The following is a 13,133-nucleotide window of genomic DNA, read 5'->3' as shown; positions in this document are numbered from 1 at the left end:
TCGGGCGTTGCCGGTGTTACTTGTTTCCCAGTTGGCCGAGCGCCTCTTGGAGGACTCGCCGCTTCTCGCCGCCCTCGAGTTGCTGGGCCTGGATCCGGTGCAGCTGATCCAGTTCAGCAGGGCCCTCGAACTTGTTTAGCATGTCGGACCAGGTGTCGATCGGCATCGTGTTGATGATCTGAATTACTTGATCGAGCGCTTGTTGCTTGGCATCGGGATCCGTGCCACCGCTTTCTAGTATCCGCAGCAGCAGTTCTTTTCCCTTTTCGGGCTTGGCCACTTTGAGGTCGCGGACAACGTTCTTAACGCCTTCCTCGATCGTCTCGGTGCTGACTTGGTCGATGCGCTTCTTCAACTCCGTCGCCATCTGATCGACGCGGTTGCGTTGCTCAACGAGTTGGCCAAGACTGTGATCGAATTCGGACTTGCCACGGTCGAGTGACTCTTGACGGGCCTCATAGTTCCGTAGCGCCAGGTGTCGCAATCGGCGCACCTCTTCGAGGGATGCTTCCTCTTCCGACGATTGGTCTCCGATGGGAGCGATCGCCTCGATTTTCTCACCCGTCTCGACACCGTGGATCATCGCAATGATCCGGAACAACCGTTCGTCGGTGAGGCGTTCGGTCTGCCACAGGTAACCGACCCACAGCAGTGTGGACAGAACGGTAGCGACAGCGGTGTACCCGATGGTGGCGAATAGGAACTGCATGGTCTAATCCTCTCAGAACGCCTGGGTGAGTCCGTCGACATCGGCGTGGGTGACGTACGCGGCCCGGGACGCGAACTCGTCAAGAACCTTGGCTTCTCGTCGAGCGGCTTCCCTCTTAGCTTCTAGCTCAGCGCGTTCTCTCAGTACTTCAATGGCTCGCAGATCGCGGTCGGCCTCGGCTATATGCTGACGGCGGCGATCGATTTCTTGTTCCACGGCGGCGATATTGGCGTTGAGGGTCTTCTCGTCGGCCCGCAACACCAGCTCGTAACGCCCTGCGCTCATCAGCCAGCTGGTGTCGGCTCTCGAAGCGGCGTGGCGGCGGGCTTCGAGCAACTCATCGAACAGCCTTGCTAGATCTTGCCTCTTGTCCTCGAGCACTTCCGCCGCCCGCAAGGCGTCGGCCAACTGCGCACGCGCGGCGTCGCGACGCTCTTCCCGTAGTCGGGCGACGGTTTGCAGTCGGAAGGGACGGGCCACGGGCGGAGACTCCTAGGAACTATTTACGTTGGGCTGTCGTCATCGGCGCCGGCGCGGCGGGGCGCGGCTTGGCGCCGACGTTCGCGGCCTTGTTGGCGAGTTGAATCAGCGCGGCGATGGCCTGCTCGGGAGCCGATGGCTCACTGACCTTCTGCTGGAGCAAAGCGTCGATCTCGCTACGCAACTCGATCGCTGCGTCAACAATCGGATCGGCGCCGCGTCGGTAGGCCCCGATTGAAATCAAGTCGGCGTTCTCGCTCAGGGCCGAAAGTAGTCGTCGTACAACCTGCGCAGCGGCCTGTTGCTGCGTAGGCGTGATCTCGGACATCAAGCGGCTGATGCTCTGATTGACGTCGATCGCCGGGAAATGCCCCCGAGCGGCGATCTTACGGCTCAGCCAGACGTGCCCGTCGAGTAGGCCACGCACGCAGTCGGCGATCGGTTCGTCGGAGTCGTCGCCTTCGACGAGGACCGAGTAGAACGCCGTGATGCTGCCGCGGCTGGTGCAGCCGGCGCGCTCGACAATCTTGGGGAGTAGTGCGAAGGTCGAGGGCGGGAAGCCGCGCGTTGTTGGCGGCTCGCCAGCGGCGAGGCCAAGCTCTCGGCTGGCTAACGCCGTGCGTGTCAGGGAATCGACGAGCAGCAACACGTCACGTCCTTGGTCGCGGAAATGCTCGGCAATCGAGGTCGCTGTCGAAGCCGCCCGTAGCCGCATCGGAGCCGGCTCGTCGCTCGTGGCGACAACGACGACGCTCTTTTGCCGTCCTTCGGGACCGAGGTCGCGTTCGAGGAACTCGTTCACTTCGCGGCCACGTTCGCCCACTAATCCGATGACAACAACGTCGGCGGCGGTATATCGCGTCATCATGCCCAGGAGCGTGCTCTTGCCGACTCCCGAGCCGGCAAAGACGCCAAGTCGCTGACCGCGGCCGCAAGTGAGCATGGCGTCGATCGCCCGCACGCCGGTTGGCAGCATGGTCTTGATCGGCGGGCGGTCGAGCGCCGGGTGAGGCGTCCGGTTGATCTCGACACGGTGGGGCAGGGCGGGTCGCGCGCGACCGTCGATAGGCTCGCCGTTGGCGTTGACGACGCGCCCTAGGAGCGCGTCACCAACCGCAAGGCGACGCTGTGTTTGGACGAGCCGCACGGGCTGTCCGCGTCGAATGCCGGTGAGGCTGCCGAGTGGCGACACCATCGTCAGCCGGCCACGGAAGCCAACCACTTCCCCCTCGACGGCGCCACGGTCGAAACGTGTCCGCGCGCCAATCGTCACGACCGAGCCCACCGGCGCAGCGAGGTCGGCGACCGTGGCCAAGAGGCCGGTCGTCTCGACGACGCTCCCGACCATGCCGGTCGGCTGCGCTTGGGCGACGATCGCTAGGTCGTCCATGTCGGTTGCGGTTGAGGGAGGATTGCTAGGAAAGTTCTTCGAACAAGCGGTCGATTTGCGTCTTCAATTGCTGATCGATCGAGCCGTGTCGGGTCTCAACGCGACAACCGCCGGGCTCGATCGATTCATCCGCGACAAAACGGGCGTCGCCTATTCCGGACATCGAAGCGGCTAGCGCCTCGGCGTGACTCCGGAGGCTTTCCAGGTCAACCGGCGCGACGCGTACGGTGATGTCGCTGGCGCCGGCGGCCAACTCCAATGCCTCGGCGAGCCAAGTTTGGCTGATCGTGGGATCGTCGCGGAGTTCGCGTCGGACAATCTTCTCAGCGATCGCGACAGCTAGACCGATGGCGGACTGCCGCCAGTGTGCGTGCCACTCGCCGCGGGCGGCTTCGATCTCGGAGACGACGGACTGCAGTGCCGGCCGCAAGGTCGCCAACTCGGCGCCCATACGCTCGTCAAGCAACTTCGCCATCGACGCCTTGGCGGCGGCTTGCCCGTCGGCCTCGGCCTTCTTGCGGATGCGGTCGGCCTCGGCCTTGGCTTTCTGAACGACCTTCGTCGCTTCGGTTCGCACCGTGTGGACGTAGGCGTCGCCCTGTGACGCCATGTCGCTGAGCGTGAACGCCGGCGGTTGCGGCGCCTCATCGGCGCCGGTGATGCGGTTGAGTCCTTGGCGGAGAATGCTAGCCATCGATCATGCCCCCCGGAGCGGTTAGGGAGCGTTGGGTACGGCGCTGGCTCACGACCTGCTCGACGGCAAGGGCGAGCGCCGATTGCGCGCGGTCGATCTCGACGAGCGTCGTCGGGCCGACGCGGTGCATCCGCTGGCGTAGTTCCCGCGCTGCGATCCGGGGCAAGCCGGCCGTCAGGTTGCTCACTACCTCGTCGGGCGCCGCGGCGAGGGCCAGCAGCGCCATCCGCGCGTCGAGTGAGCCGACCGCTTCGGCGAGCGCTCGGCCATCGACACGCCGCAGGTCGTCGATCGTGAGCGTCGGCTGCGGTTGTGGCGCCGGCGTTGGCTTCGCCACGGCTGGCGTGGGCTTCGGCGGCTGCTGTGGCGTCAAGTCGGCAAGTGCGGCGGCCAGGTGCGGCTCCGACGCGGCGAGTGTCGCCAGCAAACCGCGGCGTTTATCTTCTGGCGTGGCGGCGACGATCTGGCGGATCGTCGCGACTCGCGTCGAGCGCCGCTGGTCTTCTTCATGGTGACGACGCACCCAGTCGGCGAGACCCGTCGCTATGACACGGAGGCTGTCGGGGTCCGCCTCGTGCTGGTCGGCGAGTTGGGCGACGACGCGCGGTTGCTCCTCCACCGGCAGGCATTGGAGGACACCCGCGCTAAGGTCCGGCGGAAGGTAGCCGAGCACCAGAGCGATAGCCCGCGGTTGTTCGCGCGATAGGTAGTCGGCGATCGATTGCGGGTCGGCGTCGCGGAGTTGGCGGAACCAAGCGGCTCCATCGAGCGGTTCAGGCTCGGTAGTTGGCTGCGGCTTATTCTGAGGGCCCGGGTTGTAGGGCGAGGTGCTCAGCTGCAACTCGACCGAGCCATCCTGGGAAGCTGGCATCGACGCGCTCGTCGCTGGTTTGCCGTCCCCTGCTTGCTCAAGTTCGGCAATAGCGACACGCAAGGCGCGCGCTTCTTCAGCGGAGAGCCGACCGAGCATTGCCGCGGCGGCGTCAGGCGCGAGACCACGGACGAATACCGCGGCCTTGCGTAGCGAGTTTTCAGCGACAGGCGTCATGCCTTATCCGCGATTGACGGGCGGCGTCATGCCGCGTTGTTGATCCACGAGCGAAGAATAGCGGCGGCGGCGTCGGGATCGCTCGCCACCATGTCCGAGAGGTCTCCCTTGAGCGTGTCCGCTTTGCGGAGCTTGAGTTTGGGCCGCTGAGAATCCTCACCGTCCTGGGCATCCGATTCGGCGTACTGATCGTTCTCGATCTTCAGCGCGGGGATGCCTTGGGCCGACCCGTCTTTGCCGCCGCTGGATGTCACCATCGACCGCAGCATCACGAGGCCCGCCACGGCGAGGCCGAGCATCGCCAGCGTATTGGCGTGCGTCCCCAGCATGCCCAGGGCATTGGTAGCGAGCGACGGCGTTGGGAGCTCTGCCTGCGGCAGGTCGGTGACAAAGTTCACTTTGACCTGCTTGAAGTCGTTCTCGCCGAGGGCGAGTTTCGGCAGCAGCGGCTCGACGATGCCTTCGATCTCGCTGCGGATCGTGGTCTGCATCTGCTCGAGTTGATTAGCGTCGATCTCCTTTGGTGCTTCGCCTTCGGGAGTCTGGTTACGTTCACGGAACACCGCTTTCACGTAAGAGATCGGGACAACGACACTCGCCTCGGCCTCTTCGAGCGCGAAGCCCGAAGTCACAGTCTCCATGCGCCGCGTGCCGACGCCGCTAGCGATGTCGGTGGTTTCGCTCTTCTTCGTCGTCTGATCTTGAGCCGAGACAACCTCGTCGCGATTGGCGCTGGGTGGGCCCTGGGCCGCCTGGGCTTCGACACCGACACGACTGCCGGCGCCGCCGGAAGTGTGCGACTCTTCCTGAGTTTGCGTCTTCTTCGACAGGGCGACGGACTCCTTCTCAGGCGTCACCTCGACTACGCGTTGTTCGCTCTTGGGGTCGATCCGTGGGTTGACCTGCACCAGCACGCCGGGGATGAACGCCAGGTTCCGCATGATGGTTTGGCGGACCCGATCCGCTTCCATCGCGCGGAGGCGGTAGAGCGGGTGGTCGAAGTCATCGGGAGAGATCCCGCCGTCGCCTCCGGCGAGTGTGTCGTTGCCGAGATTGGTGATAGCGATATCCTCGATCGCTACGTCGCATGCTTTCGAGATGAACTCTTTCACGACCCGCGCACGTTGTGAGCTGAGTGACTCGCCGACCGCGGGGAGGATGCTCACCGCTGCGGTAGCGTGTCGGCTGGCGTGGAGACCGCTCCCTTGGCGTTCGTTAAAGATGACGTCCGCTTTCTCGACCCACGGGAAGTCTCCGAGGATTAGCGAAGCTTGAGCCTCACGCGCTGCGCGCATCCGCTGCAACTTGGTGTCGCGGAAATCGAAGAGGCTGCCGCCGTTGATGGCGTCATCCATGATCTTGTGGAACTCGGGTGGTAGTTCACCCGCGTCAGCGATGGCGGCGATAGCGGCGTTCTTGTCCCCCGGCGAGACGCGGATCTTTGTCCCTTGAGTTTCGTACTTGATGCCGGCTGCCGACATCGCGGCTTCCATCCGCGGTAGTTGGCGCCGGTCGATCGACTCGCCGCCGAACAGGTACTCGTCGGGGCCGAGCGTCGCTTGTTGGAACAAAAAGCCCATGCTGACAACGACAACCGCGACCAGCAGCCCCGCGGTGACGCGAGCGCCGGGCGTCATCGATGCGAACAGTTCGCGGACCTGGGCGGCGGTTTGGTTGAGGAAGTCCATAGAGAGCTATCAGCGGTCGGCGGTTGGCTATCAGCAGTAAGAAGTCGATTCCTCAAGAGCTGACAGCCGATCACTGACAGCTGAACGCCGTGTCATATCCGTACGTCTTGAATCTCACGATAGACATCCATCAGCTTGTTGCGGACTTGCATCGTGAGACGGAACGCCATGTCGGCTTTCTGGACGGCGGTCAGCACTTCGGCGGGGTTCACATCACCGCCGGTGAACAGGGCCTCGACCGCCTGGTCTGCTTGTGCCTGCATGCCGTTGACGTGTTCGATCGAGTCGATCAGCAAGTTCTTGAACGAGCCGGCATCCGATGCCGGCGCATTCTCCCCGGCGACAGCGAGACGTTCGCTGGGGAGTGGGACGCCGCCGATGAGGCGGCCTGCGGATGGGGTGGGGATGGTGTTCATAGGACCGAGGCGTCCGTGCCGTATCTACTCGCGTGGTGGCGACTATACGATGATCTGCAGCGTCTGGCGGCCGAGGTCTTTGGTGATCTCCATCACGCCGATATTCGCTTCGTAGGCTCGTGTCGCCTCGAGGGCGTCGACGAACTCAGTGGTCATGTCCACCGCGGGCATCGCGACCATGCCGGTCTCCGGATTCGCGTCCGGATGATCGGGCTGGTATCGCATGACGGGCGGTTCGGTCGAGGTCTCGACGCTCGCTACCGTAACGCCGATGCCGCCCGCGCGGGTTTGCTTGTTGGGATCGGTGGAGAAGGTGACGTACTTGGGACGGTACGCCTCAGGCTCGCCGCGCTCGTTGCGCGTAGTCGAGATGTTGGCGAGGTTCGAGGCGATGGCGTCGAGCCGCGCCCGTTGCGCCACAAGGCCGCTCGTACTGATGTCGTAGGACGTGAACATCGCGGAGGGCTAGTTGAAGGGAGGGTTGGGGAATCTTTGTCGGCTACCGGTTTTTCTAAGCAACGGTCTCGCTGATAGCCGATCGCATCTGACGGAACTGCTGACTCATCAAAGTGATCGCAAGGTTGTGCAGCGACTGATTCTTCGAAATCTCGGTGACTTGCGATTCGAGGCTGACGTCGCGTTGGTCGTGGTAAACGAAGGTCTCCATCGACTTCTGCAGGCCATTGAGCGAATCCGCGTCGAAGGGTCCGCGTTCTCCACCGAGCGCCATCAATCCTTCGTGCGGACCGTCGGACAAGTCACCCAACACAATGGCGTCGCCCGGGCTGTATGTTTTCTTGCTCGAATCAATCGCCGATCGCAGGCTCGACTGGAAGGCTTGCACCGACAAGTCACGGGCCTTGTAGCCGGGGGTGTTCAGGTTCGCAATATTGCCCGCCAGGACGCCGTGACGCGCTTGCGTGAACTGAACGGTCTGCTCCAGAACGGGCAGGGTCGAGTTCGCGAAGGGGTTCAGCATCGTCGGCCTCTCCTTGTGGGGACGGACACGGACGAGCGTTTAGCACAGAGCGTGCCACCGACGCTAGACGAAGTCTTCCACGGCGTTTGAAGCGGCTTCCGTCGCGGCGCAGCAGCAAGCGGTCGGCGGAACTTGCCGATAGCGGCGGCGTTTGGCGCCGGTAGAGGGATTGTCGTATAGGTGTCTTCCGAGCCGCGACCGTCAGGGAAGACGTCAGGAAAGACCGGTCACCTAGCTGATTTTCACGGTCGCTCCCTGACGTTCGCGGCTCGGCTACGTCACTTCGCTCATGCCGCGCGTGAGATGATGTCCTTCTCTCCCGGTGGGACGCCGTAGCTGCGCAGCTTGCCGCTCAGCGTGCGGACGCCGATGCCAAGCGCGTCAGCGGTCTTCTGACGGTGCCCGTCGAATCGGGCAAGCGTCGCGAGGATCATTTGTCGTTCGACTTCGGCGAGACTCGCTCCGATCGGGAGCGTCGTGGGGCCTTCTTCGACGGCCTCGACTGCATTCACACTGTCGCGCCGTAGCCACGGACGTACGAGATCGGCCGATACCGTCTGTCCGTCTGCTAGCACGCAGGCTCGCGTCACGACGTTGTGCAACTCACGCACATTACCGGGCCACCTGTGCGAGAGAAACAAGTCGCGTGCGGCGGCGTCGAGCGTTAGGCGCTCGCGGCCGAGCCGCTGGCTGGCTTGATCGAGAAAATACTCGGAGAGCTCCAGCACGTCCTCGCCGCGCTCGCGTAACGCGGGGGCCTGGATCGGAACGACGGCTAAACGGTAGTAGAGGTCTTCGCGGAACCTGCCGGCGCTGATCTCGTCGGTCAAGTCGCGGTTGGTGGTCGCCATCACACGCACATCGACACGCTGCGAGACGCTTGAACCGACGCGTTCAAAGGCCCGCTCTTGCAAGACGCGGAGGAGTTTGGCTTGTAGGCCGAGGTTGATTTCGGTGACTTCGTCCAGCAGTAAGGAGCCGTTGTTGGCCAGTTCGAAGCGGCCGACGCGATCGGCATCGGCGCCGGTAAACGCGCCGCGGCAGTGACCGAAGAGCTCGCTTTCGGTGAGTTGTTCGGAAAGGACCGGGCAGTTAAGGCTGACCATCGGCCCCTTGCTGCGGCAGCTGAGGGCGTGCAACGTTTGGGCGATCAGCTCCTTGCCGACACCGCTCTCACCTTGGATGAGCACCGTCTCCTCGGTCGAGGCGACGCGAGCGATCCGCTCGCGCAGCAAACGCATGGCGGCGCTTGACCCGATCATCATCGGTGCGTCGCACTTGGCGGCTGACTCCACGGCTTCGACGCTGGTTTGCAGCCGCTTACGCTGCAGCGCACGAGAGACTGAGGCTTCGAGGCGATCGACGTTGTAAGGTTTCTCGAGGTAGTCGAACGCGCCGTGTCGCATCGCTTCGACAGCGGTCTCGACGCTGGCGTGCGCCGTCACCATCAGCACTTGAACGCGGTGCCGAAGGCGTTCGATCTCGCGGATTAGTTCGAGCCCGCTCATGCCGGGCATCTGCAGGTCGGTGACGACAACGTCGAATGACCCTGCCCGCAACTTTGCAAGCGCCTCGGCGCCACTTCCGCAAGGCGTGGCTTCGTGGCCGACGCAGCGCAGCACATCGGCGACCGACTCGCGGGCAGGGGCGTGGTCGTCCACTACCAGGACGCGGCCATAGAGTAGCTCAGGCTTTTTGGCGTGAACGGTCACGCGGCAACCTCCCGCGCCACCGGACGGGGGATGCGGAGCGTAAACGCGGCGCCACCTTCGGGGCAGTTCTCGGCGATCACCGAACCGCCGTGGGCCTCGGCGACGTGCGCGACCACCGACAGCCCCAGGCCAGTGCCGGTCTCCTTGGTGCTGTAGAACGGCTCAAAAAGGCGCCCTTCGTCATCATCACGGATGCCGGGCCCGCTGTCGGCGATTTCGAGCTCAAAGCCTTCGAAGCCTTCGCAAGCGGTGACGATCAGGTCGCCGCCTTGCGGCATGACGTCCAACGCGTTGAGCATCAAGTTGAGAACTGCGCGGCGGATCATCTCGCGATCGGCCCACAGCAGCGTATTCGGTGGGACGTCGAGTTCGATCCCCACGGCTTGCGCTTCAAACTGTGGCGCGAGCGATTCGGCGAGTTCCTCGATCAGTTCGCCGACAAGGAAGTGCGTCGCATGCGGTTGACGATGGGCGCTGAAAGCGAGCAGGTCGTTCACAGTAGCCTCCAGTGCGGTGAAACCAGCCTCGGCCTTGCCGAGGACTTCGAGTCCCTTGGCGTCGCCGGTCAGGCTCCGCCGCAGCAAGCTCAGGTACAGAGTGATCGGCGTCAGGCTGTTGCGCACCTCGTGCGCGACGTGCGACGCCATCTCACCAAGGTCCGCGAGCCGGTTCTTGCGGGCGAGCTCGCGGTTCTTAACTTCGAGTTCAGAGCTGAGGCGAGAGACTTCGTCCCGGAGTTGGGCGTGCGTCTTCTCGAGCCGGGCAGTGGCGGTTTGCCACGCGTCGAGCAGGACGGATAGCTCCGGCGTCGCCGGCTCAGCGGTCGTCTCGGCCACCGGCTCGGAAGGCGAGACATCGATGTGGTCGTCGCCACGATAGAGCGAGAGGCCAATCGTCTCGGGGCGGTCGTCGGAGCTAGATTGAGTCGCCATATCGAAGCCGGGGGATTGCGACCGAGGGCGGCCGATTAAGTTGCGCCGCGGGACGGACTGTGGAGGCGTTAGTCGGAAGTCGATAGGTCGAGCGACTCGCTCAGCGGAGCCGAAACATCAACGACCGCCACTGGTCGCGGACGCTGACCACGGAGGTGTGGCTTGTAGGCCGACGACGCGGCGTGGGCGGACTGCGCTTGATGGAGCCGTTTGGCGAGGTCGTCGCGGCGGTCGGTCATCAGGCGTTCGTGGGCTTGTTCAGTGTCGATCACTTCGGCGAGCAGATCGTTACAGGCGTCGGCGTCCGCTTTGCACGCGGCGCGTTGGGCGGGTGAAGACCATTGGCGCGCATCGGGGTCTTCCTTGCGGAACGCGTCGAGCCCCCGTTCAAGGATCTGTAGACCCGTGATGAGTTGTTGCTTGCCGCCGAGCAGTTGCAGTAGCGACGCGGCCTCGCCGGCTTCGATCATCTCTCGCTGACGCCGGCCGAGCATAACGAGCTGCTCGAGCAACCGGCGCTTTTGACGCACCAAATTGGCGAGCGATTCCGTCGGCGATGTCGTTGGATTAGTTGGCATAGAGCCGTTGTCGAGGGCGGCGACGGGTCAGATCTGTTCGAGCGTGGTGAGCAGGCTGGCCCACTGCGCACGATTCATGTTGGTGGAAGTAGCAAAGTCTGCGTCATCGGGCAATCGCTTTAAGAGCTGTTGCGCCTGCTGCACGACGCCCATGGCCTTCGGCCTGTCGTCCTGCCGGCGCCAGCAGTAGTAGATGTGGACAAGCGCCTCAAGCATGTATGGCTCGTTCTGATAAAGCGTCGAGACGCTAGCAAACGATTGTCGAGCGTCCTCGTAGCGCTCTAACTCGAAGAGCACGTTGCCGCCGAGCATGTAGCAGTTGCGGAGCGTCGCGCGGTCGAGCGGGTCGGCCGTGTCGGCCATCGTGATCTCTCGTTGCACGCTCTGGAACATCGCCAGAGCCGCCTCAAGATGCTCGTAGGCTTCCTGCCGGGCCTGCTCGCGTTCGTTGACGGTTTGCGCCGCCCGAAGCCGTGACAGCGGCTCTCGCGCCGCTTGGCGATGCGACAATGCGATCTGATAGCGGGCCCAGCGGGTCTGCGGGTCGTCCGGATAACGGGCAACCGCCTCCTCGAGTTCGGCGATCGCCTCGTCGTTGCGTTTGGCTTCTGCTAGCAGGTGACCTAACTCGAACTTCGAGTCGCGCCACTCGGGCGCCTCGGTCCCCAGCGCGGTCCGCGACAAGTTGTGTCGCAAGTAGGCCTCCGCTTGGGCGTAGTCGGTACGCATACGGTGGGCTTGGGCGCAGATGAGCCTAGCCCGGTAGGATGAGGCGTCGTTCTCGTGAAATTCAAGGCACTCCTGCAAGGTGGCGACGGCGGCGTCATCCTGGCCGCGGGCTAGCTGCGCCTCGCCAAGCCGTAAGAGCGCCAGCGCGTTCCGTTTGACAGGCTCGTTGCGGAGATAACGGTCCAACACCCGGATCGCTTCGGTGAAGGACTGTCCTCTCTGGTAGAGTTCGGCGGACGCCCAGAGGTCTTCGATGAAGTCGTTGGTAGCGAAGCGGGCCTCGGCAAGCCGCTCGTAGGCGCCCCCGGCCTCTCGGAGTCGCTTTCGGCCTCTTCGAACTTTCTGACGCCCCTTTACGCCCTCGGATTCGCCCTCGGCGATCAGGGCCTCGCCCCATCGCTGGAGGGTGTCGGCTCGCAACAGGAGCTGCTGCGTAGGGCCGAGCAAGTCACCGACCCAATCGGTCATCTGGAGAGCCGCGTTGTAGCGGTTCCGTTCCAGCAATCGCTGGTGAGCCGAGAGCGCCCGCTGCTTCGCGGCCTGGAGTGCCAGCAATCGGCTGCGGTAGCTCGCGGGATCGTCGATCGCATCGAGCGCGCGGCGGTAGGCCTCCAGCGCCTCGTCGTCGTTGCCTTCGTTCTGCAGCAGATCGCCTTCAGCAAATGCGGCGGCGATGCCGGCTTCGGATGTTCCATGCGAGCGGCGCAACTCGCCGTACTCGAGGATCGCCTTCTCTCTGAAACCCAGCAGTTCGGCGATCTGCGCTTTGAGGTAATCGCTTTCGCGAGAAATGCTGGTGGAGAGTTGGTCAGCGCGGCGGGCCTGCTCTAGGACGCTGTCGGCGGCCTCGGCAAGGGCGGCCCGCTCGCCGGGCGCCGCACTCTGGAGCTTGGCGACCCTGGCGCGTCCCTCGGCGAGAGATCTTCGCGCGGGGTCCACCGTCGCGTCGGTCTCCTGGGCGGCGGCGAGGGCCTTGTCACCAAGGCCTAGAGAAGCGAATGCTTCCGACCGCAGCAATTGAGCCGAAGTCCGCTGGATCGGGTCGATCAAAGGGTCGGCGAGGGTGATGTCGGCTTCGGCGATAGCTTGCTTGAAGTCTGGTTCGGGGGCGTAGAAGTACGCTTCCGCCAACAAGAGATGCGCCTTGGCTTTTCCTCGCATCCCGGCGTCGAGCGCTTGACGGAGCGTCTCGGTTCCTTTCTCAAGCTGACGACTTTCAAGGAACGACTTGCCGAGTTGTAGCAAGGCGTCCGCCTCGCGTCCGTCCGGGAACGAAAACGTGCGGGCCTCATCGAGGTACTTTGACGCGATGTAGTAATCGTTGCGGCTGCGCTCGGGTGACCACTGTCGCTCGGCTTCGCGGACTTTGATGATCCCCATGACGTAGAGAGCGGCTCCGTAGTCAGAAGCCTTGAGGGAGTCTCCCTCCATGAGACGGTCGATGATCGCGCGAGCGGCGTCGTCCTCACCAGCGTCGAGCTGCTCGAGGGCCCGCTCGACGGTGTAGCCGTCCGGCGCGGTGGCGATCCGCGTCAACGCGAGCCACGCGGTGATGGTGGCGACCGAAGCAGCGGCTAGCGCCACTCCGATCAGCGTGTTGCGGATCGGGTGCCCGGCGCTCCAAGCGCGGAGTTTGCCCACGAGGCCTAAGCGAGGCGGTTCGGTCGACGGTTGTACTTCGTCTTCGGCCAACGCCGCGTCTCCGTCGGTGCGGGGCGCGGGGTCTCAGGAGCACGCCACCAGCAGACGGCTTCTACAGAGGTCGCCAAGGCCCTGTC

General features: G+C 64.0%; 13 protein-coding genes. All 13 read right to left on the bottom strand.

Translation table 11 applies throughout. The features are described from left to right. Positions 1 to 16: 16 nt before the first annotated feature. The 13 genes from Spa11_RS16875 to Spa11_RS16815 all read right to left on the bottom strand — a co-directional run bounded on the left by Spa11_RS16875 (position 17) and on the right by Spa11_RS16815 (position 12,996). A complete protein-coding gene (locus Spa11_RS16875; protein ID WP_145114378.1) occupies positions 17 to 709 on the bottom strand; it encodes a hypothetical protein in 693 nt (230 codons plus the stop codon). A gap of 12 nt (positions 710 to 721) precedes the next feature. Then, entirely contained in the window at positions 722 to 1,189 is a 468-nt protein-coding gene (gene fliJ / locus Spa11_RS16870) for a flagellar export protein FliJ (protein WP_145114376.1), read from the bottom strand. A gap of 19 nt (positions 1,190 to 1,208) precedes the next feature. Further along, a complete protein-coding gene (locus tag Spa11_RS16865) occupies positions 1,209 to 2,579 on the bottom strand; it encodes a FliI/YscN family ATPase (RefSeq protein ID WP_145114374.1) in 1,371 nt (456 codons plus the stop codon). Positions 2,580 to 2,604: 25 nt separating this feature from the next. After that, positions 2,605 to 3,273, bottom strand: a complete 669-nt coding sequence (locus Spa11_RS16860) for a FliH/SctL family protein (RefSeq protein WP_145114372.1) — start codon at positions 3,271 to 3,273, stop codon at positions 2,605 to 2,607. Beyond that, positions 3,266 to 4,321 (bottom strand): FliG C-terminal domain-containing protein, encoded by a 1,056-nt coding sequence (locus Spa11_RS16855; RefSeq protein WP_145114370.1) that lies wholly within the window; start codon positions 4,319 to 4,321, stop codon positions 3,266 to 3,268. Before Spa11_RS16855 ends, Spa11_RS16860 begins: the two co-directional genes overlap by 8 nt. A gap of 26 nt (positions 4,322 to 4,347) precedes the next feature. Continuing rightward, positions 4,348 to 6,009: a hypothetical protein gene (locus tag Spa11_RS16850; RefSeq protein WP_145114368.1), complete on the bottom strand. Its 1,662-nt coding sequence runs from the start codon at positions 6,007 to 6,009 to the stop codon at positions 4,348 to 4,350. 92 nt (positions 6,010 to 6,101) lie between these two features. Continuing rightward, entirely contained in the window at positions 6,102 to 6,425 is a 324-nt protein-coding gene (fliE, locus tag Spa11_RS16845; RefSeq protein WP_145114366.1) for a flagellar hook-basal body complex protein FliE, read from the bottom strand. Positions 6,426 to 6,467: 42 nt separating this feature from the next. After that, entirely contained in the window at positions 6,468 to 6,881 is a 414-nt protein-coding gene (flgC, locus tag Spa11_RS16840) for a flagellar basal body rod protein FlgC (protein WP_145114364.1), read from the bottom strand. 55 nt (positions 6,882 to 6,936) lie between these two features. Continuing rightward, positions 6,937 to 7,404: a flagellar basal body rod protein FlgB gene (locus Spa11_RS16835; RefSeq protein ID WP_145114362.1), complete on the bottom strand. Its 468-nt coding sequence runs from the start codon at positions 7,402 to 7,404 to the stop codon at positions 6,937 to 6,939. Positions 7,405 to 7,691: 287 nt separating this feature from the next. Next, a complete protein-coding gene (locus Spa11_RS16830; protein ID WP_145114360.1) occupies positions 7,692 to 9,116 on the bottom strand; it encodes a sigma-54-dependent transcriptional regulator in 1,425 nt (474 codons plus the stop codon). Further along, a complete protein-coding gene (locus tag Spa11_RS16825) occupies positions 9,113 to 10,048 on the bottom strand; it encodes a sensor histidine kinase (protein ID WP_145114358.1) in 936 nt (311 codons plus the stop codon). The genes Spa11_RS16830 and Spa11_RS16825 overlap by 4 nt, the downstream gene beginning before the upstream one ends. A 68-nt stretch (positions 10,049 to 10,116) precedes the next feature. Continuing rightward, on the bottom strand, positions 10,117 to 10,626 hold the full coding sequence (locus Spa11_RS16820) for a flagellar export chaperone FlgN (RefSeq protein WP_145114356.1): 510 nt from the start codon (positions 10,624 to 10,626) through the stop codon (positions 10,117 to 10,119). Positions 10,627 to 10,653: 27 nt separating this feature from the next. Next, complete coding sequence (locus Spa11_RS16815; protein WP_145114354.1) at positions 10,654 to 12,996, bottom strand: tetratricopeptide repeat protein; 2,343 nt, start codon at positions 12,994 to 12,996, stop codon at positions 10,654 to 10,656. Between the last annotated feature and the right edge of the window lie 137 nt (positions 12,997 to 13,133).

This window comes from Botrimarina mediterranea, from assembly GCF_007753265.1.
GTDB lineage: Bacteria > Planctomycetota > Planctomycetia > Pirellulales > Lacipirellulaceae > Botrimarina > Botrimarina mediterranea.
Note: the sequence above shows the minus strand (reverse complement) of the source record. Positions and strands in the feature narration are given on the sequence as shown.

What these genes read in the sequence shown, in the direction of transcription:
- Spa11_RS16835 (WP_145114362.1), bottom strand. Translation starts at nt 7,404, where the DNA reads ATGCTGAACCCCTTCGCGAACTCGACCCTGCCCGTTCTGGAGCAGACC.
- flgC (WP_145114364.1), bottom strand. Translation starts at nt 6,881, where the DNA reads ATGTTCACGTCCTACGACATCAGTACGAGCGGCCTTGTGGCGCAACGG.
- Spa11_RS16860 (WP_145114372.1), bottom strand. Translation starts at nt 3,273, where the DNA reads ATGGCTAGCATTCTCCGCCAAGGACTCAACCGCATCACCGGCGCCGAT.
- Spa11_RS16855 (WP_145114370.1), bottom strand. Translation starts at nt 4,321, where the DNA reads ATGACGCCTGTCGCTGAAAACTCGCTACGCAAGGCCGCGGTATTCGTC.
- Spa11_RS16850 (WP_145114368.1), bottom strand. Translation starts at nt 6,009, where the DNA reads ATGGACTTCCTCAACCAAACCGCCGCCCAGGTCCGCGAACTGTTCGCA.
- Spa11_RS16825 (WP_145114358.1), bottom strand. Translation starts at nt 10,048, where the DNA reads ATGGCGACTCAATCTAGCTCCGACGACCGCCCCGAGACGATTGGCCTC.
- Spa11_RS16865 (WP_145114374.1), bottom strand. Translation starts at nt 2,579, where the DNA reads ATGGACGACCTAGCGATCGTCGCCCAAGCGCAGCCGACCGGCATGGTC.
- Spa11_RS16820 (WP_145114356.1), bottom strand. Translation starts at nt 10,626, where the DNA reads ATGCCAACTAATCCAACGACATCGCCGACGGAATCGCTCGCCAATTTG.
- Spa11_RS16875 (WP_145114378.1), bottom strand. Translation starts at nt 709, where the DNA reads ATGCAGTTCCTATTCGCCACCATCGGGTACACCGCTGTCGCTACCGTT.
- fliE (WP_145114366.1), bottom strand. Translation starts at nt 6,425, where the DNA reads ATGAACACCATCCCCACCCCATCCGCAGGCCGCCTCATCGGCGGCGTC.